The sequence below is a fragment of the Pseudomonas sp. W15Feb9B genome (assembly GCF_000828175.1).
Taxonomy (GTDB): Bacteria; Pseudomonadota; Gammaproteobacteria; order Pseudomonadales; family Pseudomonadaceae; genus Aquipseudomonas; species Aquipseudomonas parakoreensis.
Map to the genome: position 1 here is coordinate 45,143 of NZ_JTKF01000011.1, position 14,321 is coordinate 59,463.

Genomic DNA, 14,321 nt, shown 5'->3' on the forward strand with positions numbered 1-14,321 from the left:
AAACTGGAGTACGCCTGTGAGTGATGTGCAAGGAAAGCTGTTCAAAGTCTGGTTGACCGATACCGGAAAATCACCGAATACCGCCAGTAGCTACCGTTCTGGCCTCAATACCATCAGTAACCACTTGGGGCGCCAAGTGCTTCTGATCACCGATGTGGATGAGCTAACTACTCTCTACCGGCGGTACGGCCCAGGCGGTGAATTTGCACAGATTGGTGCGAGCAACAGCAACAACGTGCAGAACGGGCTAAAGCAGTGGCTTGAATACCAGCGACAGATCGCGCGAGGTGCGATTGAGGGCTATGCCGATCAGCGTGTGATTCAGCTTCTGGACAAAGGTACCACTGAGGAACAGATGTGGGTTTGGATGTTGCTCAAGTGCTTCCGTGAACGCTACCCACAGGCTGATCACTGGACAGTTAACATCACCCCGGCGGATATCCGGATTGGCGTGCGTGAGCAAAACAGTCTGAAAGGAAAACCAGCATTCACCCTTTACTGGTATGGAGGTGAAATATGCTGTTCACTTCGCGGAGTCGCGGATCATCGGGCGCTAATGGAAGCGCAAGAAGAAAGCTGGGAAATCAGCGCGCAACGCTGTCCCAATCAAGCCGATGTAGAGGCTTGGATGAGCACCGTTGACAAGGTACTTAAGAACCGGCAATTACCATTGAAGGGTAGTGGGTTGGTACCTAGTGACTATGGCCAGGCTGAACCAGAAGGCCCGGAGGCTGTTATCGACTTATCGGCAACCAAGCCCCCGCTCAATCAGATATTGTTCGGCCCGCCCGGTACCGGCAAAACGTACGCCACTATCAACCAGGCATTGGCAATTCTTGCGCCCGAGTTCCTGGCGCAGAACACCGGCAACTCTCCTGAAGCTCGCCAGCGGTTGAAAGCCGAGTTCGAGCGCTTTGCTTCTGCGGGGCGCGTGCGCTTCGTCACCTTCCATCAGAGCTTTAGCTATGAAGACTTTGTCGAGGGCATCCGCGCGGATTCAGACAGTGAAACGGGGCAGTTGCGTTACCCCATTGAAGCGGGTGTATTCAAGCGGATCTGCGACGACGCCAAGACGCAGCCGGTTGCAGACTTGGGAGTTCGTCCCAACGCCGCTATCTGGAAAATTTCCATCGATGGCTCTGGCACGTCGCCCAGCAAAAACTACTGCCTGACGCACGGCGAGGCTCGCATTGGATGGGGCCAAAGCGGGGACTTAAGTGAAGACTACGAAGCCAATGACTATTACCAGGGCCTGGGCTCAGGCGACAAAGGCACACTCCACTACTTTGCTGAGCAAATTGCAGTGGGGGACATTCTGTTATGTATCCAGTCGGCCGAGAAGGTCGGTGCCATTGGAGTAGTGACCAGCGAGTACCGGTATGAAGCCAAAGTGCCCGATGGGGTGAACCCTCACTATCGGCATGTGCGCTCAGTGCGTTGGCTTTATCGGGACATCAACCTGTCCATTCTGCCCATCAACGATGGCCGTCAGTTCACGTTGAAAACCGTCTACGCGATGAACCGCTTCACTTGGGCAGACTTGCTGACTTACCTGCAGCACGAAGGTGTTAAAGCCGTCGAACCCTCAGTATCCACCTCGCCAGCGGACACGCCTTATGTGCTCATCATCGACGAGATCAACCGGGGCAACGTGTCGCGTATTTTCGGCGAGCTGATCACCCTGATCGAGCCTTCCAAGCGCGATGGTGCGGATGAAGCGCTCAGCCTACAACTGCCCTATTCGAAGAAGCCGTTTACCGTGCCTCAGAATGTGCACATCATCGGCACCATGAATACCGCAGACCGTTCGCTGGCCGGGCTCGACATCGCGTTGCGCCGACGCTTTGTGTTCAGAGAAATGTTGCCAGAGCCACATTTTCTGGATGGCACTACGGTAGAGGGGGTGAACATTGGCCAGTTGTTGAGGGTAATGAACCAGCGTATTGAAGTGCTGCTCGATCGCGAGCACTGCTTGGGGCACGCCTACTTTATGCCGTTGATCAACGGCGGCACGCTGGCGCAGTTAGAGCTGATTTTCCGCAACCAAGTACTGCCGCTGTTGCAGGAGTACTTCTTTGAAGATTGGCAACGCATCCAATGGGTATTGAACGACCACCGTAAACCCGTCACCGACTGTTTCGTGCTGCGCGAAACCCAGAACTTGCTGGCGCTATTTGGCGACAAGGTACCTGCGCAGGACCAGGTGTGGCGTATCAACCCACTGGCGTTCAGTCGACCGACGGCTTATGCCGGGGTGATCAGTACCCATGCCGGCACTCAGGATGCCATTACCCCGGAGGAGCAAACGGCGTGAGCACGAACGTTATCGTTCGGGAGTACGCCAGGCTTACCACGGCGCCGGTGCCGCCGGGCAACCTGGATTGCGCGCACATCTCGGAAACGGCGTTCGACTGGCTGTGCGACCTCAGCGCAAGCTTCAACCGCGCTGGCGCGACCCTGCTGCAGGTCGAGGGCCGGCAGTCGCTTAAATGGGACAGCTATGTGGGTGTTATCGAAAGTCCCTGCGGCACACGGCTTGAAATACTGCCCAAGCATTTCGAACAAGGTGACTGCGTGGTCAAGAGCCGCACGCTGTTACGAAAGTTGATTCAAGCGGCGCTGTTTTTAAAGCCACGGCAGGTATCAGTTACGGCGCTGGAATTGTTCGATGCACCGCTCACTGAATGGGTGATGGGGCAGTATCTGAATGAGCTGGATGCTTTAGTGAAACGCGGTATTCGTTTCGACTACACACGCGTCGAGGAGGAGCGACCCTTTTTGCGTGGCCAGCTCAATGTAGTGGCGCAGCTCCGCCAGCCTCCGGGCCGGCAGCACCAGTTTCAAGTGCGTCATGACGTCTATCTGCCGGACCGTGCGGAAAACCGGTTGCTGAAACTCGCATTGGAACAGGTCGCCAAGGTAACCCAACTGCCTGCCAACTGGCGTCTCGCCAACGAGCTGCGCGCCTTGTTAGCAGAGATACCTGCCAGCCGGCACGTCGCACAGGATTTCCGCCTGTGGAGCCGTGATCGCCTGATGGCACATTACGGCGCCATCAGGCCCTGGTGCGAGCTGGTATTGAACCAGCAGATGCCGGTTGCGGTGCAGGGCACTTGGCAAGGGGTAAGCTTGCTTTTCCCGATGGAGCGGTTGTTCGAGAACTATGTGCAGCATTCACTTGGCAAGCAGTTAATGCCGGGTGTTGAGCTCACAGCGCAGTCCTCGCAAGCGGACCTCTGCCGCCATGGCAACAGAGGAATATTCCGGTTGAAGCCGGACTTGCTAATGGATACTGCCGAGCAACGCTGGGTGTTGGACACTAAGTGGAAACGCATTGACCAACGCAACGCTGGGCAGAACTACAACCTGAGCCAGAGTGATTTTTATCAGCTGTTCGCGTATGGCCATAAATACCGTAACGGCGGAGGTGTACCTAGGCTGGTGCTGATTTATCCATACTGGGCTGGTTTGCAGCGGGCGTTGCCAATGTTTGATTATGGGGAAGGGATGCAGTTATGGGTGCTGCCGTTTGATTTGGAGGCAGGGTGCTTGGTTGATGCGGAGGTAGCGAGTGTGCCGCTGGTGGGGAGAGCGCTTGGCGCGGTCAGGGGATAGCGTTGTTGGTTGCGTTTGCACGGGTGAATTTGATACGGCGATGTAGTCCCGCGATTCACCTGCAGTGTCGCCTATCGCGGCGAAATCGGCTTCCGAATCCGCCGCTATGAGCCAGGTCATTTCAGAGTTCCGTGTCCTTGTCCTCGCGCAAAATCCACCCAGCTTCACATGCCACCAACTTGTACTGAACCTGACGCATCTTCCCCGTACGCCCGGCGCCAGCGTCGGCGCTGTCATACACCGGGAAGCGTTGCACCAGCGTGTTCTCCACCACGGCAAACGAGTCCTCGCCCTGATAGCCCTCGGCGGTTTTCGGGTTGTCGCTGACGGGAGGCAGGTAGATTGCGCTCAGGGATTTCTTGTTGTTGGCTGAATAGGCGATCAGTTCACCCGGCATGCCGCGCCCGGGCGAGCGGGTAAAAACGTAGAGTTCTGGGGAGCCGTCGTTATTGATGTCGGCGACTTCGGCGCGCACCACCTCACCGCTAAGGGCCTGAATGATGACCGTATTGTCGATCTCCAGCCCCTTGGGAGCGATGTGCAAAGTGGGTTTGCCATCGACCTGTTCAGTGCTGACGTGAAAGGCAATGCCCTGCAATTCCAGCGTCTGATCGAATGGTGGCTGACGGCTGATGGCATCGCCATTGACCAGCTTCAGCGCCAGCTCGTAGTTGGCCACTTCATTACGCCGTGCGGCGTTGCGCATGAGGTAGACCTGAATCGTGTACTCGCCATCGCTGGGCAATGTGCCGAGGAAGTGATTGCCCATGATCGAGCCATTGAACAGCGCGTAATCGGCCCCCTTGGCAGCGATGTTGAAGTAAGCGGAGGTGTTGGAGGGCTTGAAGTCGACGGTCAGCATCTGGCCGGCCTTGGCGTTGAACCGGTACTCCGCCGTCTGGTCACCCGTGATCGACTGTTTGCGCTGGACGCTGTCGGCACTGGTTGTGAACGCGATCGGTTCGACGCGCACAGTGGGGGCCTCGGCCGCATGGACGGACAGGCAAATCAGCGCTGTCAGCGCGGCGGCGATCCAAGTCTTCATCTTCAACTCCATTGCATCTCGATGTTCGCAGCATAGAAGCTGCATCGAGCGATCGCCCAGAGATTGCGCGGATTAAATGTTGCTGGATTTGAGCACGTGCCAGAGGCCGTGTTCCCTGACACGAATCAGTTGTTCACATAATTCTCACCTGAGTTTTGCCATGATGCTGGCTGGTATTCCATCGGCCCCAGCGAGTGATCCCGGCATGAATATGAGCGTTCTCTACGCATTGATTGCGGCAGCGCTGTTTGGCGCCAGTACGCCCCTCGCCAAACTGTTGGGGGTACAGATTTCGCCGATTCTGCTCGCCGGGTTGCTCTATCTCGGCAGTGGTCTGGGTTTGACCGTTCTGCGTTTTGCCCGCGATCGTGGCTGGAAGCCTTCGGGGCTCGGCACCGGTGAATGGCCATGGCTGCTCGGCGCCATCGGCTTCGGCGGCGTGTTGGCGCCAGTGGCGCTGATGTTCGGTCTGACCCGAACGTCCGGCGCGAGCGCGTCACTGATGCTCAACCTCGAATCCGTGCTCACGGCGCTGCTGGCGTGGGTGGTGTTCAAGGAAAATGCCGACCGCCGAATCGTGATCGGCATGCTCGCCATCGTCGCCGGTGGCGTCGTGCTGTCCTGGCAACAAGAGGCCGTCTCGGCGCAAGACTGGACCGGGCCTCTGGCTGTGGCTTTCGCCTGCTTTTGCTGGGCCATCGACAACAACCTGACCCGTAAAGTCTCGGCCTCGGACGCACTGTTCATCGCCGGCAGCAAAGGCCTCGTGGCCGGTCTGGTCAACTGCACACTGGCCTTGGTCATCGACAGCCAGCTACCCGCCGCCACCTCGCTGGTGCCGATCATGCTGGTCGGCTTTCTCGGCTACGGCGTCAGCCTGGTAATGTTCATCCTCGCCCTGCGCGGCCTCGGCAGCGCACGCACCGGCGCCTACTTTTCCACCGCACCGTTCCTCGGCGCAGGCATCTCGATTCTGCTGCTGGGCGAATCGATATCGCTGATGTTCCTGCTCGCAGCAGCGTTAATGGCCGTGGGCGTATGGATTCATCTGATGGAAAACCATGTTCATGAACATCAGCACGAATGGCTTGAGCATGATCATCGGCATACACACGATGAGCATCATCAACATACGCATGGGTTTGAGTGGGATGGGGTGGAGCCGCATAGTCATCGGCATGTGCATACGCCGATGCGGCACAGTCATGCGCATTTTCCGGATGTGCATCATCGGCATGGGCATTGAGTTGGCGTGGGGGGCGACGTTTGGCGGTGAAGCGGGAGTGAAACGCGAGATACGACAAGGCCCGCACTTGGCGGGCCTTGTCGTTGAGAGTTGGTGGGCCGAGGTAATTTGAAACAAATCGGTATCTATATGTTTTTACTAGTTAATAATTTATTGGTAAAGATTCTCGGAATACCACTTGGAATGCTGGGGGGCTGGCTTCCGATGGACGGTGCTTTTTAGCTTCGCCCCCAAAAAGGAATCGGGATCGAATCTATCAAGCAAAAGGTCGTGCTGTTGATGTTGCTCTTGCTCGTATGATGTCCCCACTCGCAGGCACTTCACTGTTGCGATACATATGTCCACCTCTGCGATCTGCCCCCACGCTCGAATTAGCAGGCACCTTTACCGGGTGAGCTTTCGGTCAGCGGCAATACAGACGGGGAGCCACTTATTCCCAGGTGCCTTCAGCTGTGCGGTGTCGGTAACGTTTCGGGAAATATCTTTAAAACGAAGATCTGCACCGAAAAAAATCCTCAGACAGTCTCATCTGGATTAACTCGTCCAGGTTTGCGACGCGCACAAACTGGGCTGCGTACGAAGTCTCGAGCTAACCCTCAGCCCAACCTCAGAGGGCAGATCCTCACGCTGGCAGCGGAAAGAGCACGAGAAGCGGTATCGGCATTCTCCGCACGGCGGGCGGTTTCACTGTGTCATCAAACCACAAAAATCAGCGTATTTTTGTGGGTATGTTATTGATTGTAGGGTGCAAAGAAAGCCCACGACAGTATATCTAATTGAAGGGAGCACATAGAATGAGCATCCTTGTGCCAACGTCGGCTCGACACGCATATAACACGATTCAGGTCAGGTCCGAATACTTTGGAATGATCATGAAAACCGCATTGAAACAGGATAAGCAGTATGACCAGTGCCCAACAACGTTCCGCCCTGCAACGTCAGATCTGGGCCATCGCTAATGACGTGCGTGGCGCTGTCGATGGCTGGGACTTCAAGCAGTACGTGCTTGGCACCCTGTTCTACCGCTTCATCAGCGAGAACTTCGTTGACTACATCACCGGCGGCGACAGCGCGGTTGATTACGCGGCGATGGAGGATGATGACCCGCTGATCGCCGCCGCCAAAGATGACGCTATCAGGACCAAGGGCTATTTCATTTCCCCCAGCCAGCTGTTCAGTAACGTGGCCGACAAGGCCAGCAGCAACGACAGCCTGAATACCGATCTGGCGCGAATCTTTGCCGCCATTGAGAGTTCGGCCAATGGCTACGCCTCCGAGCAGGACATCAAGGGGCTGTTCGCCGATTTTGATACCACCAGCAACCGCTTGGGCAATACCGTCGCTGACAAGAACAAGCGCTTGGCGGATGTGCTCAAGGGAGTGAGTAAGCTGGAGTTTGGCGGCTTCGATGCCAGCCATATCGATCTGTTCGGCGACGCCTACGAATTTCTCATCTCCAACTACGCCGCCAATGCCGGCAAGTCCGGCGGGGAATTTTTCACCCCGCAGCATGTGTCCAGACTGATCGCCCAACTGGCCATGCATAAGCAGACCAGCGTCAACAAGATCTACGACCCGGCATGCGGCTCTGGCTCGTTACTGCTGCAAGCCAAAAAGCACTTCGATGCTCATGTAATCGAGGATGGATTCTTCGGTCAGGAGGTGAACCACACCACCTACAACCTGGCGCGGATGAACATGTTTCTGCACAACATCAACTACGACAAGTTCAACATCCAGTTGGGCGACACGCTGCGTAATCCGCACTTTGGCGATGACAAGCCCTTTGATGCCATCGTGTCCAACCCGCCCTATTCGGTGAAATGGATCGGCAGTGATGATCCCACGCTGATTAATGACGACCGCTTTGCTCCGGCCGGCGTGCTGGCGCCCAAATCCAAGGCAGACTTCGCCTTTGTGCTGCATGCACTCAGCTATCTCTCGGCCAAGGGGCGCGCCGCTATCGTCTGCTTCCCCGGCATCTTCTACCGTAGCGGCGCCGAGCAGAAGATTCGCCAGTACCTGGTGGACAATAACTATGTGGAAACGGTGATCTCGCTGGCGCCCAATCTGTTTTTCGGCACCACCATCGCCGTCAACATACTGGTGCTGTCCAAGCACAAGCTGGATACCACCACCCAGTTTATCGACGCCAGCACGCTGTTCAAGAAAGGCACCAACAACAACCTACTGGAGGACGCGCATATCGAGCGGATCATGCGTGTGTTCGACAGCAAGGAGAATCTGGATCACTTCGCCCGATCGGTGCCGTTGGAAAAGGTGGCCGCCAATGATTACAACCTGTCGGTCAGCAGTTATGTGGAAGCTAGAGATACCCGTGAAGTGGTGGACATTGCCCTGCTCAGCACCGCTCTGAAGACGACCGTGGCCCGCATCGACCAACTGCGTAAAGATATTGATGCCATTGTGGCGGAGATTGAAGGTGAGGAGTTTGGGGCATGAGTGGCGTGAACTTCTTGGCGAAGCTGCTCAATGGGGTCGGTGTGGAGTGGATGGCGCTGGAGTCATGCGCGACTATCGAAAGGGGTCGTCGTGTGACAAAAAGTGAATTGAGTCCAGAAAAAAAATACCCCGTTTTTAGCGGGGGCGTTACCCCTATGGGGTTTTACGATGACTTTAATCAAAAAAAGAATACGATCACCATCGTTAAGTATGGCACCGCTGGTTTTGTTAATCTCATTGAGGCAGACTTTTGGGCAAATGATGTCTGCTATTGTATAAAGCCAGGCGTAGCACTCAACAATCGATACCTTTTTTATTACTTAAAAAAAAATCAGTACGACATCCAGTCATTGGCTACGGACGCTATTCCTGCACACTTGCCAACAGAGGCGGTCTCGACCTACAAAATACCTATACCCTGCCCAGAGAACACCAAAAGATCGCTTGAAATCCAAGCCGAAATCGTCCGTATACTGGACACCTTCACCAAGCTGACCGCCGAGCTGACCGCCGAGCTGACCGCCGAGCTGACCGCCCGAAGAGAACAATACAATTACTATCGCGAACAGTTGTTGAGTTTTAAAGAGATGGGCGGGGATGTTGAGTGGAAGGCGCTAGGGGATATTGGCGAGTTCATTCGTGGGAAGCGATTTACCAAGGCCGATTATGTCGAAGAAGGCATCCGCGTCATTCACTACGGTGAAATATATACCCGATATGGTGTGTGGGCGGACCACGCATTTTCAAAGGTTAGAGATGATATGGCTGGTTCGCTGCGCTATGCGGAGCCGGGTGATGTTGTCATGGCAGGTGTTGGCGAAACGGTAGAGGATGTATGTAAGGCTGTTGCGTGGCTAGGAACTCAGAGTGTGGCCATTCACGACGATAGCTATGCTTTTCGCCATACAATGAATCCAAAGTATATCTCCTACGCGATGCAAACAGCTTCATTCAATTCTCAGAAGACTAAGCATGTGTCTAGTGGGAAAGTTAAACGCATACTCATCGAGGGTATAAGGAAAGAAGTTAGGATTCCTGTTCCATATCCCGATGATCATGAAAGGTCGCTAGCAGAACAGGCTCGCATCGTCGCTATTCTTGACAAGTTTGACACCCTCACCAACTCCATCAGCGATGGCTTGCCCCGCGAGATCGAACTGCGTCAAAAGCAATACGAGTATTACCGTGATCTGCTGCTGGGCTTCCCTAAGCCGGAAGAGGCGGTGGCCTGAAATGAGCAAGACGCTGACCGAGGTCGCCGAGCAGTTGAAGAACGCCAACAAGAAGGTGCAGCTGATCTATGCCTTCAACGGCACGGGCAAGACACGCCTGTCGCGTGAGTTCAAGCAGCTGATTGTCCCGAAAGCGAATGGCGGTGAAGACGATGATGAGGCTAACCAACTAGGGTTGTCGCGTAATAAGATTCTCTATTACAACGCTTTTACCGAAGATCTGTTCTATTGGGACAATGATTTGACCGGAGATACCGAGCCCAAGCTTAAAATTCAGCCCAATACCTTCACGGACTGGGTGCTGATGGATCAGGGGCAAGATCGGAATGTCATTACGACTTTTCAGCGTTATACCAACGATAAGCTAACGCCGCGGTTCAATGCAGAGCAAAAGGACGAGAAAACAGGCGAAGTGACCCTCAAAGCCTTTTCGGAGGTGACTTTTTCTCTGGAACGTGGAAATGATGATCGTTCGAGTAATCTGAAAATATCCAAGGGCGAAGAAAGTAATTTCATCTGGAGTATTTTCTATACGCTGCTCGAGCAGGTGATTGGCGTGCTCAATGTTGCTGAGCCAGCTGACCGTGAAACTGATCAATTCAACCAGCTGGAGTATGTATTCATTGACGATCCAGTTAGCTCCCTGGATGAGAATCATTTGATTCAGTTGGCGGTGAATCTGGGGCAGTTGATCAGTTCGAGTGCATCGGACGTTAAATTCATCGTCTCTACGCACAGCGCCCTATTCTATAACGTGCTTTACAATGAGGTAGGTGCCAAGAGCGGTTACATTCTCAGTCGTTTAGATGATGGTACCTTTGTACATGAGGAAAAGAAGGGCGACTCGAACAAGAGCTTTTCTTACCATCTGCACATTAAATCGCTTATCGAGCAAGCAGTCGAAACTAACAATGTGCAACGCTACCATTTTGCGCTGCTACGTAATCTGTATGAAAAGACCGCCAATTTTCTGGGCTATCAAAGATGGTCTGAGCTGCTGCCGGAGGAAAGAAAGGCTTACGCCACTCGGGTGATGAATTTCTATCCGCACAACACTTTATCCAACGAAGAAATCGCTGAGCCGACACCGCCCGAGAAAGAGATGGTCGGGTTACTGCTTAGAAACTTGGATACCTTTGGTTACTGGCAGCAGGAGCGGGGAAATGGTTAATGAGCGCATTATGTTGACTGGGATCGGTTTTCTTTCGTGAACATCTTAGACAGGACCAGCATCGCTCGCTCTAGCCATTGCCGACAGGCGTTGGCTACCATCAAGCAGCGCATTCAAAGGTCGCAGACCCGAGCAGTGCTGGCAGTGCTGGCAGTGAGTGCAGAGCTGCTGACAGCCGACCATAGGCCTGATCCCCTGCAAGGACAAGGACAAACTGGATACGGAAGACGCGTTGCGCGATATCCATAAACCCAGGGGCGTCAGCTCATTCATCAAAGGACATTCCACTGGCCGGGCACTCGCACATGCTAACGGTGGAGGAAATTAAAAGCGAACTCGCACAGAGGCATCGGGAGCCCCCAAGTAATGACTGACTACAAGACCATCGCCGAGTCCAACACCTTCATCGTGCTCGACGGGTACGCCAGAGAATGGAAAGTTGCCGAGAGCTACCAGAGCGAAGGCGACCTGGAGCGCGAGTTCATCCAGGATCTGGTCAATCAGGGCTATGAGCATCCCACCGGGCTGAAGACGATGCCGGCACTTCTGGCTAATGTGCGGACCCAGTTGCAGGCTCTGAACAGCGTCGACTTTTCCGACGGTGACTGGGAGCGCTTCGTGGAAAGCTGGCTCGACAAGCCCAGCGATAGTATTGTCGACAAGACCCGCAAAATTCACGACGATTATGTCCATGACTTCGTGTTCGATGACGGGCGCATCCAGAATATCTACCTGCTGGACAAGAAGAACCTGGCCCGCAACAAGGTGCAGGTCATCAAGCAGTTCGAGCAGGCGGGCAGTCACGCCAACCGCTACGACGTGACGATTCTGGTTAACGGCTTGCCACTGGTGCAGGTGGAGCTGAAGAAGCGTGGCGTGGCGATCCGCGAAGCTTTCAATCAGGTGCATCGCTACAGCAAGGAGAGCTTCAATACCGAACATTCGCTGTTCAGGTATCTGCAACTGTTCGTGATTTCCAATGGCACCGATACGCGCTACTTCGCCAACACCACGCAGCGCAACAAGCACAGTTTCGACTTCACCATGAACTGGGCGCAGGCCGACAACAGCCCGATCAAGGATCTGAAAGACTTCACCGCGACCTTCTTCCAGAAGCGCACCCTGCTCGATGTACTGCTCACCTATTCGGTGTTCGACGTCAGCAACACTCTGCTGGTAATGCGCCCGTACCAGATTGCCGCCACCGAGCGCATCCTATGGAAGATCCGCAGTGCCTGGCAGGCCAAGCGCTGGAACAGCACCGAGGGCGGTGGTTATATCTGGCACACCACCGGCTCGGGCAAGACCCTGACCAGCTTCAAGGCTGCGCGCCTGGCCACCGAGCTGGAGTTCATCGACAAGGTGTTCTTCGTGGTGGATCGCAAGGATCTGGATTACCAGACCATGAAGGAGTACCAGCGATTTTCACCCGACAGCGTCAATGGCTCGGAGAGCACTGCGGGCCTCAAGCGTAACCTGGACAAGGACGACAACAAGATCATCGTCACCACCATCCAGAAGCTCAACAACCTGATGAAAAGCGAAGGCGACCTGCCGGTGTACCACCAGCAGGTGGTGTTCATCTTCGACGAGTGCCACCGCAGCCAGTTTGGCGAGGCGCAGAAGAATCTGAAGAAGTTCAAGCGTTTCTATCAGTTCGGCTTCACAGGCACGCCGATCTTCCCAAGAAATGCGCTGGGCGCCAATACAACCGCTAGCGTGTTTGGCCGCGAGCTGCATTCCTATGTGATCACCGATGCCATCCGTGACGAGAAGGTGCTCAAATTCAAGGTGGACTACAACGATGTCCGTCCACAGTTCAAGGCTCTGGAAGCCGAGCAGGACGAGAAGAAGCTCAGCGCTGCGGAGAACCGCCAGGCTTTGCTCCACCCCACGCGCATCCGTGAAGTCTCGCAGTACCTGCTCACGCATTTTCGCCAGAAGACCCATCGTTTGCAGGGAGCAAACAAGGGCTTCAATGCCATGTTAGCGGTGAGCAGCGTTGATGCCGCCAAGGCTTACTACGAGACGCTGCAGGCGCTGCAGGACGGCAGTGACAAGCCGCTGCGCATAGCCACCATCTTCTCCTTTGCCCCCAATGAAGAACAGGACGCCATTGGCGACATTGTCGATGAGAGCTTCGAAGTGTTGGCGATGGATAGCACCGCTAAAGAGTTCCTGAGCGCGGCGATTGCTGACTACAACGCGTTGTTCAAAAGCAGTTTCGGCGTTGACAGCAAGGGCTTCCAGAACTACTACCGCGACTTGGCAAAGCGCGTGAAGGATCAGGACATCGACCTTCTGATCGTGGTAGGCATGTTCCTGACCGGCTTCGATGCGCCAACGCTCAACACGCTATTCGTCGACAAGAATCTGCGCTATCACGGCCTGATCCAGGCCTATTCACGTACCAACCGCATCTTCGATGCCACCAAGACTTTCGGTAATATCGTGACCTTCCGCGATCTGGAGCAGGCCACGGTCGACGCCATCACGCTGTTCGGTGACAAGAATACGCGCAACGTGGTGCTGGAAAAAAGTTATAAGGAGTATATGGAGGGCTTCACCGACACGATGACCGGTGAGGCGCGGCGTGGCTTCATGGATGTGGTGACGGAGCTGGAGCAGCGTTTTCCCGACCCGGCCAACATCATCAAGGAATCGGAGAAGAAAGCCTTCGCCAAGTTGTTCGGCGACTACTTGCGCGTGGAAAACGTGCTGCAGAACTACGACGAGTTTGCCGCGCTCAAGGCGCTGCAGACGGTCGATATCAGCGATGCTCAGGCCGTGGAAGCACTTAAGCTTGAACACCATCTGGATGACGAGAAGTTAGCCGAGCTGCAGACCATCCGCCTGCCTGTCGAGCGCAAAGTCCAGGATTACCGGTCCACCTACAATGACATCCGAGATTGGCTGCGGCGGGAGAAAGTGGGTAACGAAGTAGGGAAATCCACTATTGACTGGGATGATGTGGTGTTCGAAGTGGATCTGCTCAAGTCCCAAGAAATCAACTTGGATTACATCCTCGAGCTGATCTTCGAGAAGAACAAGAAGGTCAAGGGCAAGGCGGCACTGGTCGAGGAGATGCGCCGGGTGATTCGCGCCAGCTTGGGCAATCGCGCCAAAGAAAGCTTGGTGGTGGACTTCATCAACCAGACCGAGCTTGATCGGATTGGTGACAAGGCTAGTGTGATCGACGCTTTTTACTCTTTCGCTCAATCAGAGCAGCGGCGCGAGGCGCAAGAGCTGATCAGCGATGAGGAACTGAATGAAGGGGCAGCTAAGCGCTACATCGCCACTTCGCTAAAGCGGGAATTCGCTAGCGATAATGGAACTGAGCTCAGTTCCGTTTTACCTAAGATGAGTCCGCTTAATCCGGCTTATTTGGCAAAGAAACAAAGTGTCTTTCAAAAAATTGCTATTTTTGTTGATAAGTTTAAGGGTGTTGGGGGGCAAATTTAAAGGGCGACCTGTTAGCGATACCTTGCCTAATATTTGGAGTGCTGGAATGATTGTTATACACCGTCCCCTCCGAGAATAAACTGAAAA

The 14,321-nt window shown here is 54.6% G+C and carries 8 protein-coding genes; 7 read left to right on the forward strand and 1 reads right to left on the reverse strand.

The window, feature by feature from the left end; translation table 11 throughout:
- Positions 1-16 precede the first annotated feature (16 nt).
- Both OC71_RS07725 and OC71_RS07730 read left to right on the forward strand, forming a co-directional pair.
- Entirely contained in the window at positions 17-2,314 is a 2,298-nt protein-coding gene (locus OC71_RS07725) for an AAA family ATPase (RefSeq protein ID WP_052510585.1), read from the forward strand.
- Positions 2,311-3,615, forward strand: a complete 1,305-nt coding sequence (locus OC71_RS07730; RefSeq protein WP_041066717.1) for an McrC family protein — start codon at positions 2,311-2,313, stop codon at positions 3,613-3,615. The genes OC71_RS07725 and OC71_RS07730 overlap by 4 nt, the downstream gene beginning before the upstream one ends.
- 121 nt (positions 3,616-3,736) lie before the next feature.
- On the opposite strand, the gene OC71_RS07735 is transcribed toward OC71_RS07730, so the two are convergent.
- Positions 3,737-4,660, reverse strand: a complete 924-nt coding sequence (locus tag OC71_RS07735) for a PliI family lysozyme inhibitor of I-type lysozyme (protein ID WP_041066720.1) — start codon at positions 4,658-4,660, stop codon at positions 3,737-3,739.
- A gap of 205 nt (positions 4,661-4,865) precedes the next feature.
- Here OC71_RS07735 and OC71_RS07740 point away from each other — a divergent pair, with 205 nt between their 5' ends.
- From OC71_RS07740 to OC71_RS07760, 5 genes are all read left to right on the forward strand, one after another.
- Entirely contained in the window at positions 4,866-5,906 is a 1,041-nt protein-coding gene (locus OC71_RS07740) for a DMT family transporter (protein WP_041066894.1), read from the forward strand.
- 903 nt (positions 5,907-6,809) lie between these two features.
- On the forward strand, positions 6,810-8,369 hold the full coding sequence (locus OC71_RS07745) for a type I restriction-modification system subunit M (protein ID WP_041066724.1): 1,560 nt from the start codon (positions 6,810-6,812) through the stop codon (positions 8,367-8,369).
- On the forward strand, positions 8,366-9,601 hold the full coding sequence (locus OC71_RS07750; RefSeq protein ID WP_041066727.1) for a restriction endonuclease subunit S: 1,236 nt from the start codon (positions 8,366-8,368) through the stop codon (positions 9,599-9,601). The genes OC71_RS07745 and OC71_RS07750 overlap by 4 nt, the downstream gene beginning before the upstream one ends.
- Before the next feature lies 1 nt (position 9,602).
- Complete coding sequence (locus OC71_RS07755; protein WP_041066730.1) at positions 9,603-10,772, forward strand: AAA family ATPase; 1,170 nt, start codon at positions 9,603-9,605, stop codon at positions 10,770-10,772.
- Positions 10,773-11,138: 366 nt separating this feature from the next.
- Positions 11,139-14,234 (forward strand): type I restriction endonuclease subunit R, encoded by a 3,096-nt coding sequence (locus tag OC71_RS07760; RefSeq protein ID WP_041066733.1) that lies wholly within the window; start codon positions 11,139-11,141, stop codon positions 14,232-14,234.
- Positions 14,235-14,321: the final 87 nt, after the last annotated feature.

What these genes read in the sequence shown, in the direction of transcription:
- OC71_RS07760 (WP_041066733.1), top strand. Translation starts at nt 11,139, where the DNA reads ATGACTGACTACAAGACCATCGCCGAGTCCAACACCTTCATCGTGCTC.
- OC71_RS07755 (WP_041066730.1), top strand. Translation starts at nt 9,603, where the DNA reads ATGAGCAAGACGCTGACCGAGGTCGCCGAGCAGTTGAAGAACGCCAAC.
- OC71_RS07750 (WP_041066727.1), top strand. Translation starts at nt 8,366, where the DNA reads ATGAGTGGCGTGAACTTCTTGGCGAAGCTGCTCAATGGGGTCGGTGTG.
- OC71_RS07740 (WP_041066894.1), top strand. Translation starts at nt 4,866, where the DNA reads ATGAATATGAGCGTTCTCTACGCATTGATTGCGGCAGCGCTGTTTGGC.
- OC71_RS07735 (WP_041066720.1), bottom strand. Translation starts at nt 4,660, where the DNA reads ATGAAGACTTGGATCGCCGCCGCGCTGACAGCGCTGATTTGCCTGTCC.
- OC71_RS07745 (WP_041066724.1), top strand. Translation starts at nt 6,810, where the DNA reads ATGACCAGTGCCCAACAACGTTCCGCCCTGCAACGTCAGATCTGGGCC.